The following is a 14358-nucleotide window of genomic DNA, read 5'->3' on the forward strand; positions in this document are numbered from 1 at the left end:
GAGAGGAGAATCATGGGACGACAGCTGCTCTTGCTTCCGTTGACCGCGCTCGCAACGTTGACCTTTGCGGGGGCCGCTGCCGCGTCCGAGTGGCACACCGTACCGCCGCGCTCGGTCGCGGCCGACCCGTCCCTGCGCGTCGCCGGCGGCGCGCGCAGCGCGGCGGAGGCGTACCTGAAGCGCGCCGTTTCCGAGCTCCGGCTCCAGGGCGTCTCGCTGCGTTACGAGCGCGAGCTGAAGGACGGCGATCACCGCACCGTCCGGTTCGCGCAGTTCCACGCAGGGCTCCCCGTGATCGGCGGCGCCGCGGCGGTCCACGTCGCCCCGGAGGGCCGCGTGGAGCTCGTGGTGCTCGACGTCGCGCGCGACCTGTCGGTCCCGGCGGCGCCGAAGTACCGAGAGGAGGCCGCGCGGCGCGCGGTCGAGGCGACCTACGGGATGAGCCTGCCAGAGCGGCCGAGCGCGGCGCTCGCGGTGTTCCCCGAGGGGGAGACGGGCGGCAGGCTCGTCTGGGTCGTCGACGTCCGGTCGGAGCTCGGCGGCGAGCGCTTCCTCGTGGACGCGCACGCCGGCAAGATCGTCCACCGGCGATCGCTCGCCGTCCACGCGCGCGGGCGCGTCTACCCGATCAGCTCCGCGGTCACGCCGGAGCTCGAGGATCGCGAGCTCGTCGACCTCGACGCGGGGGACCCGCAGACCTTGAGCGGCTGGGGCGGCAACCTCAGGGTGGTGAACTACGTGGGTGGCGACCTCATGAGCGGCGTCCCGCTCACCCTCGAGCAGAGCGTCCGTCCGAACGCGGGGGAGGACTTCCTCTACGACCCGCCGCGCAGCGCGGACGACGCGCACGACGAGTTCGCGCAGGTCGGCGTCTATTACCACCTCACCCGGATGCGGGATTACTTCACGAGCGCCCATCAGCTCGACATGGCCTCGCCGAGCTGGAAGCTCGTCGCGATCGCCAACATGCTGGAGTCGGGCCGGCCGATGGACAACGCGTTCTTCTCGCCGATGGGCTCGGAGCCGCCCTTCAGCGCGCCGAACCTCATCGCCATCGGCCAGGGCTCGTTCTTCGACTTCTCGGACGACTCCGACGTGTTCCTCCACGAGTTCACCCATTACGTCACCGCCAACGCGGTCGGCTACAGCGAGGGCCAGTTCGCGGTGAGCGAGTACGGGCTCTCCCCCTGGGCCGGGAGCATCGACGAGGGCCTCGCGGACTACTTCGCGTGCACCGTGAACGGCGACTCCACGCTCGGCGAGGCGTCGCTCGAGCCGTTCGGCGCGCAGCGCGAGCTCTCGGACGACGTCAAGGTGTGCCCCGACGATCTGGTCGGCGAGGTGCACGACGACGGCGAGCTGATCGGCAGCGTCGCGTGGTCGTTGCACGAGAAATTCGGGGCCGCGCTGGGCGACAAGCTCGTCTGGAGCGCGCTGACGCTGCTGACCCGCAACGCCTCGCTCGGCGACTTCGCCAAGGCGCTGACGAGGGCGGCCGACAAGCTGGTGGGCTCCGGTGAGCTCACGGCGGCGGACGCGGGCACCGTCGAGGCGCTGCTCAAGAGCCGCGGCCTGGACGACTGCGAGGAGGTGCTCGACCTGAGCGGGGGCAAGTCGCGCAGGACGCACATGTTCGGCATCGACTCGCTGGTCTTCGGGACCGGGGCGTCGTGCGCGGAGTGGCGCAGCCAGCTCAGCCTCCAGAGCCTCTTCCATTTCAAGAGCACGCCGGACCCGGCCGCGAAGGGCATCCGCTTCACCGTGCAGCTCCAGCCCCGCGGCGGCAGCGATCTCGACTGGAGCATCTACGTGAGGAGCGGCCGGCACGTCGGCTTCGCGATGGGCGACGTGATGCCGGAGGCCAGGAACTACGACTACAGCGTCGAGGGGATCACGGACACGTACGGGGAGATCGTCATCGACGAGACGTCCGATCCGCCGTTCGATCCCACGCAGACGTACTACATGGTGATCGGCCACGCGAACTGCCCGTCCACCGCCGTGTCGGTGGACAGCGCCGATCTCGGGGTCGAGCCGGCGCCGGTCGATCCCGTGGACCCGGTCGAGCCGGAGCCCGGATCGACGGGCGGCGCGACGCCGGAGCCGACCGATCCGGCCGAGGAGACGCCCGTGGGGCCGCCCGCAGCGGGGTGCGCGTGCCGCGCCGCCGCGCCGAGCGCGCCGGTCGCACCGTGGACGGCGCTCGCCGGGATCGCGCTCGCCGGAGCGACCGCGCTCAGGCGCCGCGCGCGCCGGAATCCCCGGGAGCAGCGGGAGCAGCGCTGAAGCCGCGCGGGCCGGGATGGCCGGCGAGGCGCGGAGCGATCACGCGCCTCGCTGCTGGAGCCGTGACGCGGCGTCCGCTGCGCTAACGTCCGCCGGCGCCGCCGCTGCCGCCGGCGCCGCCGCCGCCCGTGCCCGCCCCGCCGTTGCCGCCGCCCGTGCCCGCCCCGCCGTTGCCGCCGCCGCCGCCCGTGCCCGCCCCGCCGTTGCCGCCAGCGCCGCCCGTGCCCGCCCCACCGTTGCCGCCGGCGCCGCCGTTGCCGCCGGTGCCGCCGTTACCACCCGTACCGGCACCCTCCGTGCCGCTCGTGGTGGTCGTGGAGGTCGTGGTGCCCGTCGCCGGATTCTGGGTCGGATCGCAGACCTGCGTCACCACGCCGGGCCAGCAGCAGCGGTGTTGTTGCTGCTGCTGGCCGATGCCCCTGCACTCGAGGCCACTCGCGCAGTCGTCGTTGCCGTTCGCGATCTCGCAGGGCTCGCCCTCTTGCTGCTGGCTGCAGCTCGCGGCGGAGGCGACGAACGCCGCGGCGAGCGCGGCCAAGAGGAGCGCGGGGCGCAAGGCGTTGCGCGACGTCTTCAGGGCTTTCACGCGCGCTGGTCTAGCAGAACCCGGCGGGCTTGCCTATTGCCCATCTACGGCGGAGGAGCGGCCCGGTTCTTCGCGTCGATCGCGTCGATGAACAGGCCCATGTACTGCGCGGCGCTCGTGATCGAGAAGACGAGCGATAGATAGATGAGCAGCCGGCCCACGTGCACCACGTCGACCTCCCCGAAGTCGACGCCGAGGTGGATGTGGTACGGGTAGCCGAGGATCAGGCAGACGATCCCGATCATCTGCAGCGCCGTCTTGATCTTCCCGCCGTCGCCCGCCGCGATGACGAGCCCCTCGGTCGACGCGATCGAGCGGAGCGCCGTGATCGTGATCTCGCGCGAGATGAGCAGCACCACCGCCCACGCCGGGATCCGGCCCATCGGCACGAGCCACACCAGCGTGCCGGAGACGATGAGCTTGTCGGCCAGCGGATCGAGGAACTTGCCGAGCACGCTCACGAGGCCCTGCCGGCGCGCCAGGTAGCCGTCGAGCATGTCCGTGATCGCCGCGAGCGAGTAGACGCACGCGGCCCAGAAGCAGTCCCGCGGCGCGCCCCTCGAGAGCAGCAGGAGGACGGCGGGGATCATGAGGATCCGCGCGAACGTGAGCAGGTTCGGGAGGTTCCTCGCGTCCTCCCAGAGCGTCCTCCGCCGCTGCGCCTTGATGCCCCGCAGGGACGTGTCCGCGCTAGCGACCATCGACGAGAACCATCCCCTCTCCACCGAACGTCACGAAGCCCTGCAGCCCTCCGGGCGCCTCGGTCGCGGGCAGCGTGCGCGGCAGGAGCCGGCCCATCCACCCGAGCACCGCGGTCGCGCGCATCGACGTCGGCCGCGACGGGGCGATCTCCAGCGCCGCGGCGCGCTCGGGCACCGAGAGCACCATGTGGCCGCGGCCGCGCAGCTGCACCATCGCGACCGCCTCGCCGTCGCCGGCCGGCAGGCGGCCGTTCTCGTAGCCGATCGGCAGCTCGAAGCCGACGAGCACGTCCTCGCGCAGGAAGATCGGCTCCTCCCCGAGCGTCACGGCGTGCAGCCGCCGCCCGTCCAGCGCGCCGAGCACGAGCTCGCAGCGCGCGCCGATCTCGACGAAGGGCGTGCTCGGCCCGCCGAGCGGCTCGTCGAAGACGCGGCCGCGCGCCTGCCGCTTCAGCACGTGCGTGGCCGTCCCCGGGAGCGTGCTCATCGTGCGGAGCGCGTCGATCCGCGCCACGAAGCCCTTCGCGGCCTGCACGAGGACGACGCCGCTCGCGTGCCGCGCGACCGCGACGTCGCGCGGGAAGACGAGCAGCCGCTCGCGCGCGACCGAGAGCAGCGCCTCCGGCGGCTGCACCGCGAGCGGCGTCGTGGACGGCGGCGGCGTGCCCGGCGCCGCCGTGGGGGGCGGCAGCGACGACGACGACGCCCGCGCGGGCGCCTTCCTGCCCGCGAGCGCCGCGTCCCCGGCCGCGGAGACCGGGACCGTGAAGCGGCCCGTCATCGAGGGCTCCTCCGGCGCCATCGAGCCGCGCCGCACAGCGCCCCCGCCGGGCGGCGCCTGGACCGCCGTCATCGACGGGACCGTCGGCGACGCGCCGCCCCTCGGCGCGGGCGATCGGCTCGGCCCGGCCGCGCCGCCCACGCGGCCGTCCGCCCCGAGGCTCCGGAGCGACGGCGGCGCCGGGATCGTCGGCATCGTCTCGCGGCCAGGCTCGATCGCCGACCAGGTCCCGGACGGGATGCGCGGCAGATCCGAGTCGTGCCGGAAGCCCGCGCCGGCGCGGTCGAGCGCCTGCACCGCCTCGCCCGCGGCGCGCTGCACCTCGGCCCTCGCCTCCGCCTTGGCCTCGATCGGCGGCTGATCCTCGGTGTCGGGCGGCTCGGCCGGGTACCTGCCCGTGGACCCGCCGCCCGTCATGTCGAGCAGGCGGCGCGCCATCGCGTCATGGCCGCCCGCCGCGAACGCGTGGCTCGCGCGCTCGTAGTCGCCCATGCGCTGGAACGCGAGCCCGAGATAGCCCCAGGCGCGCTGGTGCTTCGGGTTCTGCTCGAGCGCCTTCTCGAGCTCGGACCGCGCCTGCGCGGGCTGCCCCGTCTTGAGGTACGAGAGCGCGAGGTTGATGCGCGGCTCGACCGCCTCCGGGTGGGCCTGGATCAGCCGCTCGTAGATCGCGATCGCCCGCGGATAGAGCCCCAGCCTGAAGTAGACGATCCCGAGGAGGTCCTGCCCCTTGGGATCGCTCGGCTGGAGCGAGAGCGCGCGCTCGAGCTCCGCCTTCGCGGCGTGGACCCGGTTGTCCTGCAGGAGCTCGCTGCCCCGGTGCAGGTGGAACAGGAACTCCTCCGCTGCGACTTCGCGGGTGGAAGGCCGGGGGTCGTCGCGCTCGGGCATCGTCGGCTGGAGCGTACACGAAAACGCACACGCGCCGTCAGGCGCTCGCCGCCTCGATCGCCTCGGCGAGCGTGAAGGCCCCCTCGTAGAGCGCGCGGCCGACGATGACGCCGCTCACGCCGGGGATCTGCGCCAGCGCGCGCAGGTGAGAGAGCGAGCCGACTCCGCCGGAGGCCAGCACGGGGAAGCCGCACGAGCCGGCGAGCTCACGGGTGGCCTCCAGGTTGGGGCCGACCTGCGTCCCGTCGCGGGAGACGTCGGTGTAGAGGAGCGCGGCGATGGGGGCGCCGGCGAGCGCGCGGGCGACGTCCAGGGCCGTGACCGAGGAGACCTGCTCCCAGCCCTGCACGGCCACGCGCCCGTCCTTCGCGTCGACGGCGACCACGACGCGCCCCGGGAAGCGGCCGGCGAGATCGCGCACGAGCGCGGGGTCGTTCACCGCGGCGGTCCCGAGCACGATGCGATCGGCGCCGAGCGCGAGGTAGCTCTCGGCCGCGGCGGCGGAGCGGATGCCGCCGCCCACCTGCACGCTGCCCCCGTCCACGCCGAACGCCGCGACGACGGCGCGGACCGCGTCGGCCTGCACGGGCCGGCCGGCCCGGGCCCCCTCCAGATCGACCACGTGCAGCCGATCGCAGGAGCGGCGGAGGCGGGCGGCGAGCGCCGCCGGGTCCTGGTCGTAGACGGTGACCTGATCGTAGCGCCCTTGATGGAGGCGCACGGCCTGGCCTCCGAGGAGATCGATGGCGGGGATGAGCTGCACGCGGCGGGTCTAGCGCGCCTCCGCGCCGGCGGGTAGAGGCGGCGAGGGCGCGCGCGCTCGTCCGCGCTGCCGCCGCGTCACCACGCCCCGCTCGCCCCCAGCACCACGCCCTCGGGCCCCGCCGCGAGCACCCCGGCGCGGATCCGCCTTGACGTCGCGCCGGCGGTCGCCTCGCTCTGCTTCGGCTCGGTCAGGTAGAGCATCGCCGCCGCCCCGAGCCCGACCAGCCCCACGCCGAAGCCGATCGTGCTCACGAGCCCCGTGGCGCTCGCGCTCTCGGCGGCGTCGAGCCCGGTCTCGTCGCACGCCGTCTCGTCGCTCGAGCCGATCCCGCTGCCGCAGTGCTTCTCGACGGTGCTCTTCCGGCCCAGGGTGAGCGCGCCCGTGATCCCGCCGAGCACGAGGCCCGCCACGCCGACGCCGCCGGCCACGTACATGGCCGTCCGCCGGCCCGACGCGCCGCCCGCGGTGGCCGTCGAGGCGTCGTTCACCTGCAGCTCGACCCGCTTCTTCTCGCCCTGGGCGAGCTGGAACCGCGTCTCCCAGACGGACCCTCCCGGCGGCTGGGTCGACACGACGTGCTCCCCCGGCTCCACGGGCACGCTCGCGCCGAGCGCGGCGCTGTCCACGACGTCGCCGTCGCGCTTCACCACCGTCCCTGCGGGGGCGCCTTGCGGGAGGGCGAGCGAGAGCTCCGGCACGAGCGGGGCCAGCCTGTCGCGCTCCTGCCTGGCCACCTTCGGTCGCTCCCCTTGCCGGCTCTTCTGCTCCGGCGGCAGCTGCTCGTACTGCGCCAGGTACTCGCCGAAGTGCGCGGACGCGGCGGCGATGCGGCCCCACCGCGACTCGCAGGTCGCGAGCGTGAAGAGCGCCCCCAGCTTGGGATCGAGCCGATGGCTCTCGGCGATCGCCTTGCAGCCCGCCTCGTACCGGCCCGCCTCCATGTCGGCGAGGCCTCGGTCGAAGAGGGCCTCCGCGGCCGCGCTTTCCTGCGCCGCGGCGGGCGCTGCGGCGGCGAGCGGGCAGAGGACGAGGGCGAGAGGGGCAATCCGGCGCAGGCAACGTGTCATGGGTTGGCGCATCCACAGGGCGAGAGGTCGGCCGGCGTGGGCGAGGAGGGAGCCGGCATCGCGGCGGACATGGATCTCACTCCCGTCCGAGCAAGGGGACCTTGGGGCGCGTCGAGGAGCCCCTTCGCTCGCTCGGGGCCGGCCTCGGCGGCGCCTTCGGGGGCGCGCTCGCCGGCCTGCGCGCGGCCGGGCCCGCGCTCGCGCTGGCGCTCGTCGCGGGCGCCGCGGCTTCAGGCTCCGGGGCCGAGGGCTCGGCCGCCGCGGCCGAGGGGTCGGCCACCGCGGCCGAGGGGTCGGCCACCGCGGCCGAGGGCTCCGTCGACGCCGAGGGCCCGGCCGTCGGCGCGGGGGAGACGGCGGCGCCCGGCGCGCCGGCGTCCTGCGCGGCGGCCTCCGGCGACGCGGCCACGGCCGGCTCGGCCCCGGTGCGCGTCAGAAGCCAGCTCCCCGCGATCACCAGCACCCCGAGCCCGAGGACGGCCGCCGCGGCGACGAGCGGCGCCCGGCCGGGCTTCGCAGGCGCGAGCGGCCCTGCGGGGACGGAGGTCATCGAGGTCTCCATCATGGTCGCCGCGAGCGGCACGCCCGGCGCGCGGGCCGGGTGCTCCGGACCGAGCGGGGCGACGCTCGTCATCGCGGGCGTCATCAGCACGGGCGCGGTCATCCCCGGCGCCGGCATCCCGGGCGCGGCCGTCCCCGGCGCCGTCATCCCGGGCGCGGCCGTCCCCGGCGCCGTCATCCCGGGCGCGGTCGTCCCCGGCGCCGTCATCCCGGGCGCGGTCGTCCCGGGCGCTGGCGTGGCGAGCGCCGGCGTGGGGGCGCTCGCGAGGGACCAGGACGGAGCGCTCGGGTGGGGCAGAGGTCCGCTGCTGGCCGCGGCGAAGCCGAGCACCTCCGAGAGCGCCTGCGCCGCCTCGCTCGCGGTGCGGAACCGCGCCGCCGGATCGACGGCCGCGGCCTTGGCGAACCACGCGTCGAAGCCCGGCGGCAGCACCACCCGATGCGCCATCGCGCGCTTCACCGGCGGCTCCTGCGGCCCGTGGACGACCACCAGCGCGAACGCGATCACGTCGCCCGCGCTGAGCGCCTCCGGGCTCCAGTACGGCGTCCCCACGAGCAGCGTGTACGCGATCATCCCGAGCGCGTAGATGTCGACGGCGCTCGTGAGCTTCGTGTCGACGCGGAACTGCTCGGGCGCCATGTAGATCGGCGTCCCGAGGCTCCGCGTGAGGCCGGCCGCGGTGCCGCCCTCGGCGAGCAGCTTCGCCACGCCGAAGTCGAGGATCTTCATGCGGGGCGTCCCGTCGTCCCGCTGGGTCACGAACAGGTTCTCGGGCTTCAGATCCCGGTGGATGATGGCCGCGGCGTGGGTGCGGTCGAGGGCCGACGCGGTCTGCTGGAGGTACGTCGCGACCTCGCCGGGCGGCAGCCGGCCGAGGCGCTTGAGGCGCTGGCCGAGCTCCTCGCCGCGGAGCAGCTCCATCACCAGGAACGGCATCCCGGTCGCGTCGTCGATGCCCGCGTCGAAGACGTCGACGATGTACTCGCTCTCGATGTCCGCCGTGATCTGCGCCTCGCGCTTGAAGCGGCTGCGCATCTCCTCGCTCTGGAAGAGGTACGCGTGCATCACCTTCAGCGCCCGGCGGCGGTTGGTCTCGAGGTGCACCGCCTCGTAGACGGACCCCATCGCGCCGACGGCGAGGAGGCGCACCACGCGATAGCGGTGCGCAAAGACCGTTCCGTCCGCGAGCGTGGCCGACACGGCGGGAGGGTCGCGCGCGGCGGCGGTCGCGTCAAGGATTCAGGGGGCGGCGAAGGGCAGCGCGCGCTCCTCGATCGGTTGCCGGCGGCCGCGATGGCGGAGCGGGCCCATCACCGCGCGCGCACCGCAGCCCGGCGCCCGCGAGCTCCCCGCCGGTGCTGCGCTCCTGGAAGTCCGAGGGGAGCAGCGTCGTGGTAAGCTCCGGCGCGGGCTCGATCTCCACGTGGCCCGGAGCGGCGAGCGGGCGTGAGGCAGGAGGAGCATGGGGGAGCGGAGGAGCGCACGCGCGGCGCGCTCGTCCTGCCCCTGTGACTGCGGATCGCGGGCGAGGCGGGGATGCACATCACAGAGTCGACTGCGCGCGGACACGAAGCCCTCGCCGAGCGGCAGGCCGAGGCCATGGACGTGAACGGACCGGAGGGCGCTCGACCGGAGACCCTCCTGATCGTCGACGACGCGCCCGCCAACCTGGCTGTCATCGTCGCTCACCTGGAGGATCAGGGCTTCGAGATCGCGATCGCCCAGGATGGCGAGGAGGCCCTGGAGCGCGCGGAGCTCTTGCGACCCGATCTGATCCTGCTCGACGTCATGCTTGTGCCCGGGATCGACGGCTTCGAGACGTGCCGGCGCCTGAAGGCGTCCGCGAGCACCCGGGACATCCCGGTGATCTTCATGACCGCCCTGGCGGACACCGCCGACAAGGTCGCGGGGTTCGAGGCCGGCGGGGTCGATTACGTCACCAAGCCGTTCCAGCTCGACGAGGTCGTCGCGCGCGTCAGGACGCACCTGGCCATGCACGCGATGCGCCGGAAGATCGCGGCCCAGAACGCGCAATTGCAGCGGGAGATCGCCATGCGCGAGCAGTTCGAGTCCGCCCTGCGGCTCGCCCACGGCGCCCTGGAGCAGCGCGTCGCCGAGCGCACGGCCGAGCTCGCGGCGGCGAACGCCGCGCTCCAGGAGGAGATCGCCGAGCGCAAGCGGGCCCTCGCGGCCCTGGGCGAGAGTCAGAGCCTCCTCCGGGCCGTCATCGACAACTCGACGGCCGTCATCTACGTGAAGGACGTGGCGGGGCGATACGTGCTCATCAATCGCCACTTCGAGACGCTCTTTCATGTGACCGAGGCGTCGATCCTCGGCAGGACCGATGACGAGCTGTTCCCGCCCGCGCAGGCCAGCGCGTTCCGCGCCCACGACCGGCGGGTGCTCGACGCCCGGACGCCGCTCCAGGCCGAGGAGCTCGTGATGCAGGACGACGGCCTGCACACCTACATCTCGATCAAGTGCCCGCTGCGCGACGCGGCTGGCGAGCCGTGGGCCGTCTGCGGCATCTCGACCGACATCACCGACCGAAAGCGGGCGGAGGAGGAGCGGGAGGCGCTCCTCGCCCGCGAGCAGGCCGCGCGCGAGAAGGCCGAGGCCGCCGACCGCCTCAAGGACGAGTTCCTCGCCACGCTCAGCCACGAGCTGCGCACGCCGCTCACCGCCATCGTCGGCTGGGCGCAGCTCCTCTGCACGGGCACGCTGGACGCCGCCACGATGCGGCGCGGCTTCCAGGCCATCGAGCGCAACAGCCTGGCCGAGCTGCAGATCATCGAGGATCTGCTCGACGTCTCCGCCATCGTGAGCGGCAAGATGACCCTGAAGGCGCAGCCGGTCTGCCTCGCCTCGGTCCTCCGCGCCGCGCTCGACACGCTGACGCTGGCCGCCGACGCCAAGGGGGTCAGCGTCTCCCTGTCGCTGAATCCCGAGGCCGGCAAGGTCTGGGGAGACGGCGGTCGCCTGCAGCAGGTCGTGTGGAACCTGCTCGGCAACGCCGTCAAGTTCACGCCGCCTGGCGGGCGCGTCGCCGTGTCGCTGGACAAGGTCGGCGCCGCGGCCCAGCTCCGCGTCAGCGACACCGGGGAGGGGATCGGCGCGGAGTTTCTGCCCCTCGTGTTCGAGCGTTTTCGCCAGGCCGACAGCTCGATCCAGCGCCAGCGCGGCGGGCTCGGCCTCGGTCTCTCCATCGTGCGGCACCTCGTGGAGCTGCACGGCGGCGCGGTCCGCGTCGAGAGCGCCGGTCCGGGCCGGGGCGCGACGTTCACCGTCGAGCTGCCGCTCCTGCCGTCGGTGGAGGCGCCCGCCGCTCCGGGCGCCGCGCTCGCGCCCCGGGGCCGCGGCGCGGCCCCCTCGCCGCTCCTGGCCGGCCTGCGCGTCCTCGTGATCGACGACGCGCCGGACATGCGGGAGCTGATGGCGTGCCTCCTCTCGGGGGCGGGCGCCGAGGTCCGCGTCGCCGGCATGGCGCGGGAGGGCTTCGAGCTCGTCGAGCCGTGGCGGCCGGACGTCATCGTGAGCGACATCGGCCTGCCCGGCGAGGACGGCCACGCGCTGATCCGCCGCGTCCGGGCGCTCCCGGCCGAGCGCGGCGGCGCGACGCCCGCGATCGCGCTCACCGCGTATGCGGGCCAGAGCGCGCGCGATCGGACGCTCTCCGAGGGATACCAGATGCACATCCCCAAGCCGGTCGACCCCGCCGCGCTCATCGAGGTGATCGCCCGCCTGGCCCACCCCGAGCGGCCCGATCTCTCCCGCTCGTAGCGCGCGGCCTCGGATCGACGCGGCGCCATGCCGCGCTCGGCGCCGGCCAGCGCCTTGGAGCAGGCGCGGAGCCGCGGTACGGAGCGCCGAGGCGTCGCTGACCGGATCCGCGCATGGGCGCGCGAGGTGAGCGCCTCTGTCCGCCGATCGGCCACGATGGGCGAGCCTGGCGCAGCTCGCGGGGCGTCGCGACCTCCGAGCTCGGCTTTTCTGGCCCTTCGTGGCGCTTTCATGCAAGATAAGGCCCCTTACCAAGAGTCCGCGAAAGGCCGCGCCGCGCTCGCCGCGACCGGGCGTTTCCTCGGGGCTTTGCGGGCGGAGACTCCTGAGCTGCTCTCGGCTGCGGGGCGAGAGGAAGGGTGACGGATCGATGCAAGACGACCTGAGCCGGGACACCGAGGAGAAGCCCGTCACTGTCAAGAGCGTCGGGACCACCCACACCCTCGAGCTGAACCAGGGGCGTTTCCGGTGGGAATGCGACCGGGGCATGCTGTTCACCCACGGTCTTCCGTCGGTGCTCTTCTGGCTCAACCCGTCGCTCTATCGCATGCTGGAGCCGCTCGTCAACGAGGTCGGCGTCCCGCTCTTCCGCCTCATGGTGGCTCAGCACTCGAGCATGGGCACGGCCGAGGACTACGACACGATGGTCACCGTGCTGGGCAAGACCTTCGAGGAGGGGTTCCTCGCCTGGGGGGACGCCGTGGGTATGGGGGGGTGGGGCCGGTTCGAGCTCCCCGTGTTCGACAAGGAGTCTCGGCGCGCCGTGGTGGTCGTGCGGAATCCCTGGGAGCTCGAGATGCAGCGCGGCTCGACGGTGCGCTGGGGTTGCCCGTTCCTCCAGGGGAAGATCATCGGAATCCTCTCTCACGCCCTCGGGGTCAACTGCTGGGCGGACGAGCTCCTGAGCGCGCCGGACGAGGCCCAGGCCTCCGTCGAGTTCCGCGTCTACCCTTCGGACAGGACGCTCGACGCGGAGATGACGCGGCTGCGCCTCGCGCACCACGAGGAGGCGAAGCGGAAGCTCGAGGAGCGGACGCTGGAGCTCCGGCAGAGCGAGGCGCAGCAGCGGGCGATCCTCGCCTCGCTCGGCGAGGTCGTCTTCACGCTCGACGAGGGGGGCCGGCTCACGAGCTATCATGTGCCGAAGGAGATGAGCGCCTTCCACGAGGCGCCCGAGCGCGCGATCGGCCGGCACGTGAGCGACGTGATGCCGCAGCGGATCGCCGCCGTGCTCCTCGGCGCGATGGCGGATCTCGCTCGGGACGGGGCGCCGCGCACGGTGAGCTACGCCCGGGAGCATGGGGGAGGGGAGCGGTTCTTCAGCACCAAGCTCTCGATTCTGCGTGAGCCTGTCTCGGGCCGCGGCGGGGTGACCGTGGTCGAGCGCGACGTGACCGACCGGGTGCGCGCCGAACAAGCCCTCACGGAGCGGCTCAAGGTGATCGAGCGGCAGCAGGAGATGATCCAGGTCCTGTCCACGCCGATCATCCAGGTGTGGGACGGGGTGCTCGCGCTGCCGCTCGTCGGCGTGATCGACAGCCGCCGGGCGGCGTCGATCACCGAGAGCCTGCTGCGGGAGATCGTGAGCACGCAGGCGCGCGTGGCGATCCTCGATCTGACGGGCGTCGACGTCGTGGACTCGGCGATCGCCGATCATTTCCTGCGCATCGTGCGCGCGGTCGAGCTCCTGGGCACGACGTGCCTGATCTCGGGGATCCGGCCCGCGGTGGCGCAGACGATGACGCAGCTCGGGACGGGGATCGAGAAGGCGCGGACGTTCGGCACCATGCGGGCCGCGCTGATGTCCGTGACGCGGCGGCGGAGGGCCTGAGGCCGCGGCCCGGGACGCGTCCTCGGCCGGCGGCGGGCCCCCTGCGCTTGTGACGCGCTGCATCCGTCCGGCTCGTCTGCGCGCGGCGGCCGAGCGAGCGCCTCGCTCGTGCCACCGAGCGCAGGCGCCTGTCCGGTCCGCCGTGGCCGAGACGTGCCGCGAGCGAGCGGCCCGGACGGGATCGCGAAGCGCCCTGGCCGGGCCAGCGCTGGTTGCGCGAGGTCGGCGGGGGGATACCATCGCTCGCTGACGATGGCTGTCCTGACGCTCGAGCAAGCGGCGGTCCCGCTCCGGCAGGCGTACCGGGAAGGGCGCCTCATCCCTTTCCTGGGCGCAGGCTTCTCCGCCCCGCTGCAGCTGCCGATGTGGAAGGAGCTGATGGGGTGGATGGGCCAGGCGCTCGGCTTCGAGCCTGCGCTCTTCGAGCTGCACGGCCTGCCCCCGCAGCTCGCCGGCTTCTTCGCCCGGGAGTGCGGGGGCGGGCTCGACAGCTTCATCGCCGAGATGCGCGCGCGCTTCCACGCGCGCGAGGTCGACGAGCGCCGCAGGAGCTCGCGTCAGCACAAGGCGCTGGCGCGCCGCCATTTCCGGACCATCTACACGACCAACTTCGAGCATCACATCGAGGAGGCGCTCCGGGACGCGGGCAAGCAAGCCGTGGCGCTCTCCACGTTCGACGACTTCGCGCGTTGCCCGGCCCAGGGGGCGTGCCACGTCATCAAGTTTCATGGCGACCTCGACTGGCCCGAGACCGTGGTGCTGACCGAGGCCCAGTATTTCGGCCGCCTCCGGCTCGAGGCCGCGCCCGATCAGCGCCTGCGGGCCGATCTGCTCAGCAACACCTTTCTCTTCCTCGGCTACAGCTTCAGCGACGTGGACATCCGTTACATCTGGTATCGCATGGAGCAGATGCGCCTCGAGGGCAGCGCGCCCGGCGCGAAGCGCGCGCTGAACCGCCGCGGCTACTGGGCGACCTTCGGCGCCGGGCTCGTCCAGCCGGCGCTGCTCGAGGACTGGCACATCGACGTGATCGAGCTCGACCCGAACGACAAGACGAAGAGCGTGGTGGACCTGCTCGACGCGCTGGATGGATGAGGGCCGACCATC

The 14358-nt window shown here is 73.6% G+C and carries 10 protein-coding genes; 4 read left to right on the forward strand and 6 right to left on the reverse strand.

The window, feature by feature from the left end; all coding sequences use genetic code 11:
- The first annotated feature begins 12 nt into the window (after positions 1–12).
- On the forward strand, positions 13–2286 hold the full coding sequence (locus tag NQZ70_RS17900) for a hypothetical protein (protein WP_165374028.1): 2274 nt from the start codon (positions 13–15) through the stop codon (positions 2284–2286).
- Positions 2287–2368: 82 nt separating this feature from the next.
- Here NQZ70_RS17900 and NQZ70_RS17905 read toward each other — a convergent pair whose 3' ends face one another.
- The 6 genes from NQZ70_RS17905 to NQZ70_RS17930 form a co-directional block, all read right to left on the reverse strand.
- The gene (locus NQZ70_RS17905) at positions 2369–2872 is read right to left on the reverse strand and encodes a hypothetical protein (protein ID WP_129575296.1); all 504 of its coding nucleotides are present in this window, start codon (positions 2870–2872) and stop codon (positions 2369–2371) included.
- Between the two features lie 44 nt (positions 2873–2916).
- A complete protein-coding gene (pgsA, locus tag NQZ70_RS17910) occupies positions 2917–3573 on the reverse strand; it encodes a CDP-diacylglycerol--glycerol-3-phosphate 3-phosphatidyltransferase (RefSeq protein WP_129575297.1) in 657 nt (218 codons plus the stop codon).
- On the reverse strand, positions 3563–5245 hold the full coding sequence (locus tag NQZ70_RS17915; protein WP_129575298.1) for a tetratricopeptide repeat protein: 1683 nt from the start codon (positions 5243–5245) through the stop codon (positions 3563–3565). Before NQZ70_RS17915 ends, pgsA begins: the two co-directional genes overlap by 11 nt.
- A gap of 37 nt (positions 5246–5282) precedes the next feature.
- The gene (gene hisA, locus NQZ70_RS17920) at positions 5283–6008 is read right to left on the reverse strand and encodes a 1-(5-phosphoribosyl)-5-[(5-phosphoribosylamino)methylideneamino]imidazole-4-carboxamide isomerase (protein ID WP_129575299.1); all 726 of its coding nucleotides are present in this window, start codon (positions 6006–6008) and stop codon (positions 5283–5285) included.
- Between the two features lie 77 nt (positions 6009–6085).
- Entirely contained in the window at positions 6086–7078 is a 993-nt protein-coding gene (locus NQZ70_RS17925) for a hypothetical protein (protein ID WP_129575300.1), read from the reverse strand.
- Positions 7079–7154: 76 nt separating this feature from the next.
- Entirely contained in the window at positions 7155–8840 is a 1686-nt protein-coding gene (locus NQZ70_RS17930) for a serine/threonine-protein kinase (RefSeq protein ID WP_129575301.1), read from the reverse strand.
- Positions 8841–9176: 336 nt separating this feature from the next.
- On the opposite strand from NQZ70_RS17930, the gene NQZ70_RS17935 reads away from it, so the two are divergent.
- The 3 genes from NQZ70_RS17935 to NQZ70_RS17945 all read left to right on the forward strand — a co-directional run bounded on the left by NQZ70_RS17935 (position 9177) and on the right by NQZ70_RS17945 (position 14346).
- Positions 9177–11420, forward strand: coding sequence for a response regulator (locus tag NQZ70_RS17935; protein ID WP_237245392.1), 2244 nt, complete (start codon positions 9177–9179; stop codon positions 11418–11420).
- Between the two features lie 370 nt (positions 11421–11790).
- On the forward strand, positions 11791–13251 hold the full coding sequence (locus NQZ70_RS17940; protein WP_129575303.1) for an STAS domain-containing protein: 1461 nt from the start codon (positions 11791–11793) through the stop codon (positions 13249–13251).
- Positions 13252–13503: 252 nt separating this feature from the next.
- Entirely contained in the window at positions 13504–14346 is an 843-nt protein-coding gene (locus NQZ70_RS17945; RefSeq protein ID WP_129575304.1) for an SIR2 family protein, read from the forward strand.
- Positions 14347–14358: the final 12 nt, after the last annotated feature.

This window comes from Sorangium sp. So ce836 (genome assembly GCF_028553905.1).
Lineage (GTDB): Bacteria > Myxococcota_A > Polyangia > Polyangiales > Polyangiaceae > Sorangium > Sorangium cellulosum_D.

What these genes read in the sequence shown, in the direction of transcription:
- NQZ70_RS17900 (WP_165374028.1), top strand. Translation starts at nt 13, where the DNA reads ATGGGACGACAGCTGCTCTTGCTTCCGTTGACCGCGCTCGCAACGTTG.
- pgsA (WP_129575297.1), bottom strand. Translation starts at nt 3,573, where the DNA reads ATGGTCGCTAGCGCGGACACGTCCCTGCGGGGCATCAAGGCGCAGCGG.
- NQZ70_RS17915 (WP_129575298.1), bottom strand. Translation starts at nt 5,245, where the DNA reads ATGCCCGAGCGCGACGACCCCCGGCCTTCCACCCGCGAAGTCGCAGCG.
- NQZ70_RS17925 (WP_129575300.1), bottom strand. Translation starts at nt 7,078, where the DNA reads ATGACACGTTGCCTGCGCCGGATTGCCCCTCTCGCCCTCGTCCTCTGC.
- NQZ70_RS17935 (WP_237245392.1), top strand. Translation starts at nt 9,177, where the DNA reads ATGCACATCACAGAGTCGACTGCGCGCGGACACGAAGCCCTCGCCGAG.
- NQZ70_RS17940 (WP_129575303.1), top strand. Translation starts at nt 11,791, where the DNA reads ATGCAAGACGACCTGAGCCGGGACACCGAGGAGAAGCCCGTCACTGTC.
- NQZ70_RS17945 (WP_129575304.1), top strand. Translation starts at nt 13,504, where the DNA reads ATGGCTGTCCTGACGCTCGAGCAAGCGGCGGTCCCGCTCCGGCAGGCG.